A 9,751-nucleotide genomic window follows, 5' to 3' on the forward strand; every position below is an offset into this window, starting at 1 on the left:
TGCACCTCCCTCGCACCCCCGTTGCGTCCGCCCGTCCGGCCTGAGGGTAAGGTCAGGAGGCATCGTCGGCACGTTTCTCACATGGAGGCCCCCGGGTGGAGGTCCAGGAGACCCGCGTTCAGACGAACCGGGTGCTCACCATCCCCAACATCCTCAGCATGGCTCGCCTCGTCGGCGTGCCGCTGTTCCTGTGGTTGATCCTGCGTCCCGAGTTCGGTGGCCCCAACAGTGACCTGTGGGCGCTGCTGGTCCTGGCCCTGAGCGGCATCAGCGACTACCTCGACGGCAAGCTCGCCCGCAGGTGGAACCAGATCAGCAGCCTGGGGCGTCTCCTCGACCCCGCTGCCGACCGGCTGTACATCCTTTCCACCCTTGTCGGCCTCACCTGGCGCGAGATCCTGCCCCTGTGGCTCACCGCGGCCCTATTGGCCCGCGAGCTGATGCTTCTGGTGATGGTCGGAATCCTCCGCCGGCACGGTTATCCGCCTCCCCAGGTGAACTTCCTCGGGAAGGCAGCTACCTTCAACTTGATGTATGCCTTCCCTCTGCTGCTGCTCAGTGACAGAGATGGCTGGCTTGCGTCACTCGCCGAAGTTTTCGGATGGGCGTTCGCAGTTTGGGGTACAACTCTGTATTGGTGGGCAGGGATCCTGTATGTGGTCCAGGTCCGCCGGCTCGTCAGAGCGGACACCGTGGCCGATTGAGCCCGTCGTTCTGGTCGTGCCGTGCAGTGTCGCCGGCCCGCGCTTGACGCTTATGCGCCTGCCTCTGACGGGTGACGTCGGCGAGATCGTCTCTTCGAGGAGGATTCTTCCGACATGAAGGCCGTCGTGATGGCCGGTGGCGAAGGTACGCGACTTCGCCCCATGACCTCCAGCATGCCCAAGCCGCTTCTGCCGGTCGCGAACCGGCCGATCATGGAGCATGTTCTGCGGTTGCTCAAGCGCCATGGGCTGAGCGAGACCGTTGTCACCGTGCAGTTCTTGGCTTCTCTCGTCAAGAACTACTTCGGTGACGGCGAGGAGCTCGGAATGGAGCTCACCTATGCCAACGAGGAGAAGCCGCTCGGCACCGCGGGGTCGGTGAAGAATGCCGAGGAGGCGCTCAAGGACGATGCCTTCCTCGTCATCTCCGGCGATGCCCTGACCGACTTCGACCTCACCGATCTGATCGCCTTCCACAAGGAAAAGGGCGCCCTCGTCACGGTGTGCCTCACCCGGGTGCCCAATCCGCTGGAATTCGGCATCACGATCGTGGACGAAGAAGGAAAGGTCGAGCGCTTCCTGGAGAAGCCGACCTGGGGGCAGGTCTTCTCGGACACCGTCAATACGGGCATCTATGTCATGGAGCCCGAGGTCTTCGACTATGTCGAGGCCGACGTCTCGGTGGACTGGTCCGGCGATGTTTTCCCTCAGCTCATGAAGGAAGGCAAGCCGATCTACGGCTATATCGCCGAGGGCTACTGGGAGGACGTCGGTACGCACGAGAGCTACCAGAAGGCTCAGGCGGACGTTCTCGAAGGCAAGGTCGACGTCGATATCGACGGCTTCGAGATCTCGCCGGGTGTCTGGGTCGCCGAGGGCGCCGAGGTGCACCCGGACGCCGTGCTGCGCGGTCCGCTGTACATCGGTGACTACGCGAAGATCGAAGCCGATGTGGAGCTGCGCGAGCACACCGTCATCGGCTCCAACGTGGTCGTCAAGAGCGGCGCGTTCGTGCACAGGTCCGTCATCCACGACAACGTGTACATCGGTCAGCAGTGCAATCTGCGCGGCTGTGTGATCGGTAAGAACACCGACGTCATGCGTGCGGCCCGGATCGAGGACGGCGCTGTCATCGGCGACGAGTGCCTCGTGGGTGAGGAATCCATCATCCAGGGCAATGTCCGCGTCTATCCGTTCAAGACGATCGAAGCCGGCGCCTTCGTCAACACCTCGGTGATCTGGGAGTCCAGAGGACAGGCGAACCTGTTCGGGGCCCGCGGGGTCTCCGGGATCCTGAACGTGGAGATCACCCCCGAGCTGGCCGTGCGGCTGGCCGGTGCGTACGCGACCACGCTGAAGAAGGGGTCGACCGTCACCACGGCGCGTGACCACTCCCGTGGTGCCCGTGCGCTCAAGCGCGCCGTGATCTCCTCGCTCCAGTCCAGCGCCATCGACGTGCGTGACCTGGAGAATGTGCCGCTGCCTGTCGCACGGCAGCAGACGGCGCGCGGCAGCGCCGGCGGGATCATGATCCGTACGTCACCGGGTGTGCCGGACTCCGTCGACATCATGTTCTTCGACGAACGGGGCGCCGACCTGTCCCAGGCCGGACAGCGGAAGCTGGACCGGGTGTACGCGCGGCAGGAGTACCGCCGAGCGTTCCCGGGTGAGATCGGGGACCTGCACTTCCCGGCCAGCGTCTTCGACTCGTACACCGGGTCCTTGCTCCGTAACGTCGACACGACGGGGATCGCGGAAGCCAATCTCAAGGTCGTCGTGGACGCCTCGAACGGCAGTGCCGGGCTTGTGCTGCCCAGCCTGCTCGGTCGGCTCGGTGTCGACGCGCTGACCATCAACCCGGGGCTCGACGAGTCCCGGCCGACCGAGACCGCCGAATCGCGTCGGTCGGGTCTGGTCAGGCTCGGCGAGATCGTCGCCTCGGCGCGTGCCGCGTTCGGGGTGCGGTTCGACCCGGTCGGTGAGCGGCTGTCGCTGGTCGACGAGCGCGGCAGGATCATCGAGGACGACCGCGCGCTGCTGGTGCTGCTCGACCTGGTCGCCGCCGAGCGGCGCAGCGGCCGGGTGGCGCTGCCCGTGACGACGACGAGGATCGCCGAGCAGGTCGCCGCGTACCACGGCACGCAGGTGGAGTGGACGACCACGTCGCCCGACGACCTGACCAGGGTCGGCCGCGAGGAGGACACGATCTTCGGCGGTGACGGGCGAGGTGCCTTCATCGTGCCGGAGTTCAGCAGTGTCCTCGACGGTACGGCCGCGTTCGTGCGGCTGATCGGTCTGGTGGCGCGTACGCAGTTGACCCTCAGCCAGATCGACGCCCGGATTCCGCGCGCCCATGTGCTGCGTCGTGATCTGGCGACGCCGTGGGCGGTCAAGGGGCTCGTGATGCGCCGTGTGGTCGAGGCGGCGGCGGACCGTCAGGTGGACACGACGGACGGCGTACGGGTGGTGGAGACCGACGGCCGGTGGGTGATGGTGCTGCCCGACCCGTCGGAGGCCGTCACCCATCTGTGGGCGGAGGGTCCGGACGACGCTTCGGCCCAGGCGCTGCTCGACGAGTGGGCGGCGGTCGTCGACAGCGCAGGTCACTGACGAGAGTGACGCAAGTGACGGGAATGTGCCCGGCGGTGTCCTCGGACGCCGCCGGGCACACCGGTGGGGCCATTCGGCGGTAGCGCCCGCGACGTGCGACGATGTGCGGCATGTCGCAGCAGCCCCCCATTCGGAGCACCGCATCGCCGCCCGCGCGGCCGGACGCCTCCATGTCGCTGCTGAACAACGTGATGGACCACAGCCTTGACGACGGGTACGCCGAGGCCGCGGCGCGCAGGGACGCCGAGGAAGGCGGTCTGCCGCGCACGCTGCGGGCGAAGCTCGGTCTGGCGGCGGGGCTGGTGCTCGCCGCTGTCGTCGTCACGGTCGGTGCCGCGCAGGCGCGGATCGCCGCGCCCGTGGTGGCCAAGGAGCGTGACGAGCTCATCAACCGGGTGGACACGGAGACGTCGCGGGCCGACGCCCTGGAGAAGTCCGTCGACAAGCTCCGTAAGGACGTCGGCGACCGGCAGCGCGCCGCGCTGCGGAACCACGGCGGGGACCAGGGCGCGCTGGTGGCGTTGCTGGCCGGTGCGACCGAGGTGCACGGCCCCGGGGTGAAGCTCGTCGTCGACGACGCCAAGGACACCGAGTCCGGCGGGGGCGGCGGGCCGCGGGAGAACAGTGACTTCTCCGACACGGGCCGGGTGCGCGACCGCGACGTGCAGCGGGTCGTCAACGGCCTGTGGGAGTCGGGTGCCGAGGCCATCGCGATCAACGGGCAGCGGCTGACGGCCCTTTCGGCGATCAGGGCGGCGGGTGACGCCATCCTGGTCGACAACAGGCCGCTGGTGCCCCCGTACACGCTGCTGGCGGTGGGGAACGCGAAGAAGCTGAGCACCGCGTTCCTGGACAGCGCCGACGGGCAGTACCTGCATTCGCTGAAGGACAACTTCGGTATCCGTACCAGCATTTCCGACCGGGACGAGGTGCGGCTGCCGGCCGCGCCGAGCCTGATCGTACGTATCGCAGAGCCGAGGACCGCCGGCACCGGGACGGGTGCCGGGCAGGGGACGGCTGACACAGGGAAGGGCACATCGTGATCGCCGTACTGGGCCTCGTCGTGGGAGTGGTGGTCGGACTGTTCGTCCGGCCCGAGGTGCCGGCGGTGGTCGAGCCCTATCTGCCGATCGCCGTCGTCGCCGCGCTCGACGCGGTCTTCGGCGGGCTGCGGGCCATGCTCGACGGGATCTTCGTCGACAAGGTGTTCGTCGTCTCGTTCCTGTCGAACGTGGTGGTGGCGGCGCTGATCGTCTTCCTCGGTGACAAGCTGGGCGTCGGTGCCCAGCTGTCGACCGGTGTCGTCGTGGTGCTGGGGATCCGGATCTTCTCCAACGCCGCCGCGATCCGCCGGCACGTCTTCCGGGCGTGAGGCCGATGAACGAGCAGCCGATGAACCATCAGCCGGCGGGCGAGGGGCCGATGAGCAGCGAACCGCCCCCGCAGGACCGTCCGGCCGAGCTGACGGGCCGCCAGCGGCTGGCGGCCGGCCTGTGGCCGCCGCGGGTGACCCGCGCCCAACTCGTCGTGGCCGTCCTGCTGTTCGTGCTGGGCCTGGGGCTCGCCATTCAGGTCAGGTCGAACAACGACGACAGCGCGCTGCGCGGGGCCCGCCAGGAGGACCTGGTGCGGATCCTGGACGAGGTCGACAACCGCACCCAGCGTCTCGAGGACGAGAAGCAGCGTCTGGAGGACCAGCGGACCGGTCTGGAGACCAGCTCGGACCAGGCTGAGGAGGCGCGCAAGCAGACCCTGGAGAAGGAGCAGCAGTTGGGCATCCTGGCCGGTACGGTGGCGGCCCAGGGGCCCGGCATCGTCCTGACGATCGGTGACGGTCACGGCTCCGTCGAGCCGGACATGCTGCTCGACACGATCCAGGAGCTGCGGGCGGCGGGAGCTGAGGCGATTCAGATCAACCAGGTCCGGGTGGTGGCCGACACGCACTTCTCCGGCGCGGGCGGCGACGTCAAGGTGGACGGCAGCGCGGTGGATGCTCCGTACCGGTTCAAGGTGATCGGCAAACCGCAGGATCTGGAGCCCGCGCTCAACATTCCCGGCGGTGTGGTGCAGACGCTGGAGAAGGAGCAGGCCACAGCCACTGTGACCGGCTCGAAGAAGATCATCGTGGATGCCTTGCGACCGGCGGAGCAGCCTGACTACGCTCGGTCGTCATCGTAGTGGCCGGATGGTGCATGGCAGGTGCCACAGGAGGGCATGAGGTTGCGGGGGGTCGGCGCACGATCAGCACGTTGAGTGGTGGAAACTGTCCGGTGGATACGGACGTTGTCAAGATGTCCGGGTCGGCAGGTGTGTTCATTCAGGGTTCGTCCTGCCCCACGGGCGGGTCTGTATCGGTCAAGGGGAATCGCCCGTGAAGTTGTTTGCGAAGTTGTTCGGCAGGAGCGCACGCGAGGAGAGCGGCGGCTCCGCCCGTCACCGCGCGTCACGCCAGGGCCAGAGCGAGGAGGCGAGCGGTGATCGCCCGCTCTTCCGTGATCAGCTCGGTGGCGAGGGCGGTGATAATCCCGGTGGTCACGGCGCGTCGGCTGTTGACCCCGCCGGTCAGGGGCGCATAGGTTTCGGGAAACCATCAACCTCAAGTACGGGTGGAGACTTTCCCACCGGTACGTACGCCACCGACGCCGCAGCAGGGCAGTCGCGGCAGGAGGGTCCCGCCATGGCCTTGCCGGTCTGTACCAGATGTGGACACCGAAACGCCGAAGCGAGCAGGTTCTGCTCCAACTGCGGCGCGCCACTGCGGGCCGGCGCGCCGGCCGAGCGGCCCTCGGAGACGACGTCCACGATTTCCATCTCCGGTCTTGAGGCGTACGAGGCCGAGGCCACCGGGCAGACGGTGCTGCCGTCGCTCTCACCCGAGGCACAGGCCGCTGTCGACGCGCTTCCCGCGGGCTCGGCGCTCCTGGTCGTGCGCCGCGGGCCCAACTCGGGCAGCCGCTTCCTGCTGGACGGCGACCTGACCACGGCGGGGCGCCACCCGCAGAGCGACATCTTCCTGGACGACGTGACGGTGTCCCGTCGCCATGTGGAGTTCCGCAGGGGCGCCGACGGTCACTTCACCGTTTCGGACGTAGGCAGTCTGAACGGCACGTACGTCAATCGTGAGCGGATCGATTCGGTCCTGCTGGCGAACGGCGACGAGGTCCAGATCGGCAAGTACCGACTGGTCCTCTACGCGAGTCCGCTGGGCGTGTGACCCCTCAAAGGGAAGGTCCATGCTGCGAACACCGACGGGCGGTGCCGGACACGGCACCGCCCACACGGGCGAGCCACTGGTGAGCATCGGGGCCGTCCTGGCCCAGTTGCGGGACGAGTTCCCCGAGGTCACCATCTCGAAGATCCGCTTCCTGGAGGCGGAGGGGCTGATCGAGCCGCGCAGGACGCCCTCCGGGTACCGCAAGTTCGGCCCGCAGGACGTCGACCGGCTGGCGCAGGTGCTGCGCATGCAGCGGGACCACTATCTTCCGCTGAAGGTCATCAAGGAGCATCTCGACGCCGTCGGCCGGGGTGAGCGGGCCCCGATGCCCGGCCCCCCGCGGGAGCCGCTGGACGGGTCCTGGACCGCCGACGCTGCGGAGCTGCCGACGGCCGCGCGGATCGGCCGCGCCGAGCTGCTGGCCGCCGTCGGGGCCGAGGGGAGCGAGCTGGCGGAGTGGGAGTCGTACGGTCTCGTCACTCCGATGCCGGACGGCGGGTACGACGTCGAATCCGTCACAGTGGCGAAGCTCATCAAGGATCTGAGCGGATTCGGTCTGGAGCCCAGACATCTGCGGACGATGAAAGCCGCCGCCGAACGCGAGGCCGGGCTGGTCGAGCAGGTGGTCGCGCCCTTGCGCCGGCACCGTAATCCGCAGACCAGGGCCCATGCCGAGGCCACCACGAAGGAGCTGGCGGAGCTGTCCGTACGGCTGCACGCGGCACTGGTCAGCACGGCTCTCGGGGTCCGGTTCCACTGATCTTGGAGGAGTCCGACTACCCAAACCGGCCGGGCACGTCCTAGGGTTGCTGTGTGAACGAGCTCGACGTTGTGGGTGTCCGGGTGGAAATGCCCTCCAACCAACCGATCGTGCTCCTGCGTGAAGTGGGAGGCGACCGCTACCTCCCCATCTGGATCGGACCTGGGGAGGCGACCGCTATTGCCTTCGCCCAGCAGGGGATGGCACCGGCCAGGCCGCTGACCCACGATCTCTTCAAGGATGTCCTCGAAGCGGTGGGCCAAGAGCTCACGGAGGTCCGCATCACGGATCTGCGTGACGGGGTCTTCTACGCGGAGCTGGTCTTCGCCAGTGGGGTCGAGGTGAGCGCGCGGCCGTCCGACGCCATAGCGCTCGCCCTGCGCACGGGAACACCGATCTACGGCAGTGACGGGGTGCTCGACGATGCGGGCATCGCCATCCCCGACGAGCAGGAGGACGAGGTGGAGAAGTTCCGGGAGTTCCTCGATCAGATCTCTCCCGAGGACTTCGGAACCAACAGCCAGTGAGCGGCCGGTGAGCGCTGCGCCGGTCCCCATCAGCGCATTCGGACAGCCCTTCCCCGGAAGGGGACACGCGAAACCACTCTCAGGGTGATTATCACTCGGCGTGGCGAGTGCGGCGATCGTTGACGCACCCCGAGTGACTGCCTACCGTCGTGATGGCAGGTCTAGGACGGAGGTCGGCGTGGGAAGCAGCGGCGACAGCACGGCGGCGGGTCCGTATCCGCTTCAGAGCAGCGCGGCCGACCCTGTGGTCGCCCCGCCCGAGGTCGAGGTCGAGACCGTCGGGTACCGGGGTCCGACCGCGTGTGCGGCGGCGGGCATCACCTACCGCCAGTTGGACTACTGGGCGCGCACCGGGCTGGTCGAGCCCAGCGTGCGACCCGCTTACGGCTCCGGCACCCAGCGGCTCTACAGCTTCCGGGACGTCGTCGTCCTCAAGATCGTCAAACGGTTCCTGGACACCGGTGTCGCCCTGCAGAACATCAGGGCGGCCGTCCAGCATCTGCGCGCCAGGGGCTTCCAGGACCTGGAGCTGATGACGCTCATGAGCGACGGCGCGACGGTCTACGAATGCTCGTCGCCCGACGAGGTCGTCGGCCTGCTCCAGGGGGGCCAGGGGATCTTCGGCATCGCCGTGGGGGTGGTCTGGCGCGACGTCGAGTCGGCCCTCTCCCAGCTGCACGGGGAGCGGATCGACACCGGCGAGACGCTGGTGGGGAACAACCCCGCCGACGAACTCGCCAGACGGCGCCGCGACCGGGCCGTGTGACGAACGGCCGATTGTCAGTGCTCTGAGGCAGCATCGGTGGTGTGAGAACCGCCCCGACCATCCTCCATCTCGACATGGACGCCTTCTTCGCCGCCGCGGAGCAGGCGGCCAAGCCGAGCCTGCGCGGGAAGGCGGTCGTCGTCGGGGGGCTCGGGCCGCGCGGAGTGGTCTCGACAGCCTCGTACGAGGCGCGCAGGTTCGGGGTGCACTCCGCGATGCCGATGGCGCAGGCGCGCAGGCTCGCGCCGAACGCGGCGTATCTCGTGCCCCGCTTCACCGTCTACCGGGCGATCAGCGAGCAGGTCATGGAGCTGCTGGGGCGGCTCTCCCCGCTGGTGGAGCCACTGAGCCTGGACGAGGCCTTCGTGGACCTGGAGGCCGGCGGCTCAGCCGACGACTCGGCGAGCGCGCGGGCGGCCGGTGAGCAGCTGCGCAGGGACATCAGGGCCGTCACGGGACTCACCGGCTCGGTGGGGCTCGCCGCCTCCAAGATGCTGGCGAAGATCGGCTCGGAGCAGGCCAAGCCCGACGGGCTGGTCCTCATAGAGCCCGGCACCGAGCGCGGGCTGCTCGGGCCGATGTCGGTGCGGATCCTGCCGGGGGTCGGCCCCGCCACCGGTGATCATCTGCGGCGCGCCGGGATGACGACGGTCGCCGAGCTGGCGGAGGCCGGCGAGGACGAGCTGGTCCGGCTGCTGGGCAAGGCGCACGGCAGCTCGCTGTACCGGATGGCGCTGGCCCACGACGAGCGTCCCGTGGTGTCCGACCGGGAGGCCAAGTCCGTGTCGGTCGAGGACACCTTCGACGTGGATCTGCACGACCGGGTCCGGGTGCGTACGGAGGTCGACCGGCTGGCGGACCGGTGCGTGGAGCGGCTGCGCGCCTCCGGGCACTCCGGGCGGACGGTGGTCCTCAAGGTGCGGCGCTACGACTTCTCGACGCTGACCCGTTCGGAGACGCTGCGCGGGCCGACGGACGACGTGGGAGTCGTCCGCGAGGCGGCGGGGCGGCTGCTGGAGTCCGTGGACACGACCGGCGGGGTGCGGCTGCTGGGGGTGGGCGTCACCGGCCTCGCCGACTACACACAGGAAGACCTCTTCGCCCAGGCGGCCGCCGAAGGGCCCAAAGCGGCGGCGGCCAAGGCCGCGGAGTCGGCGGAGCCCGCCGAGT

The 9,751-nt window shown here is 68.7% G+C and carries 10 protein-coding genes; all 10 read left to right on the top strand.

Annotated features, from left to right (window positions below; translation table 11 throughout):
* The first annotated feature begins 95 nt into the window (after positions 1-95).
* Positions 96-704: a CDP-alcohol phosphatidyltransferase family protein gene (locus HY68_RS23085; RefSeq protein WP_041991795.1), complete on the top strand. Its 609-nt coding sequence runs from the start codon at positions 96-98 to the stop codon at positions 702-704.
* 114 nt (positions 705-818) lie between these two features.
* Positions 819-3,314, top strand: coding sequence for a mannose-1-phosphate guanyltransferase (locus tag HY68_RS23090; RefSeq protein ID WP_041991797.1), 2,496 nt, complete (start codon positions 819-821; stop codon positions 3,312-3,314).
* 110 nt (positions 3,315-3,424) lie between these two features.
* The gene (locus HY68_RS23095) at positions 3,425-4,357 is read left to right on the top strand and encodes a DUF881 domain-containing protein (protein ID WP_041991799.1); all 933 of its coding nucleotides are present in this window, start codon (positions 3,425-3,427) and stop codon (positions 4,355-4,357) included.
* Positions 4,354-4,686, top strand: a complete 333-nt coding sequence (locus HY68_RS23100; RefSeq protein WP_031069011.1) for a small basic family protein — start codon at positions 4,354-4,356, stop codon at positions 4,684-4,686. The genes HY68_RS23095 and HY68_RS23100 overlap by 4 nt, the downstream gene beginning before the upstream one ends.
* 50 nt (positions 4,687-4,736) lie before the next feature.
* Positions 4,737-5,492, top strand: coding sequence for a DUF881 domain-containing protein (locus HY68_RS23105; protein WP_241778788.1), 756 nt, complete (start codon positions 4,737-4,739; stop codon positions 5,490-5,492).
* 85 nt (positions 5,493-5,577) lie between these two features.
* Complete coding sequence (locus HY68_RS40895) at positions 5,578-6,528, top strand: FHA domain-containing protein (RefSeq protein ID WP_078863731.1); 951 nt, start codon at positions 5,578-5,580, stop codon at positions 6,526-6,528.
* A 19-nt stretch (positions 6,529-6,547) separates the two neighbouring features.
* Positions 6,548-7,288: a MerR family transcriptional regulator gene (locus HY68_RS23115; RefSeq protein WP_041991811.1), complete on the top strand. Its 741-nt coding sequence runs from the start codon at positions 6,548-6,550 to the stop codon at positions 7,286-7,288.
* A 53-nt stretch (positions 7,289-7,341) separates the two neighbouring features.
* Complete coding sequence (locus tag HY68_RS23120; protein WP_033327106.1) at positions 7,342-7,815, top strand: bifunctional nuclease family protein; 474 nt, start codon at positions 7,342-7,344, stop codon at positions 7,813-7,815.
* A 244-nt stretch (positions 7,816-8,059) separates the two neighbouring features.
* Entirely contained in the window at positions 8,060-8,581 is a 522-nt protein-coding gene (locus tag HY68_RS23125) for a MerR family transcriptional regulator (protein WP_241778789.1), read from the top strand.
* A gap of 41 nt (positions 8,582-8,622) precedes the next feature.
* On the top strand, positions 8,623-9,751 hold a 1,129-nt coding region (locus HY68_RS40900), incomplete at its 3' end, for a DNA polymerase IV (protein WP_241778649.1).

This window comes from Streptomyces sp. AcH 505 (genome assembly GCF_000818175.1).
Classification (GTDB): domain Bacteria; phylum Actinomycetota; class Actinomycetes; order Streptomycetales; family Streptomycetaceae; genus Streptomyces.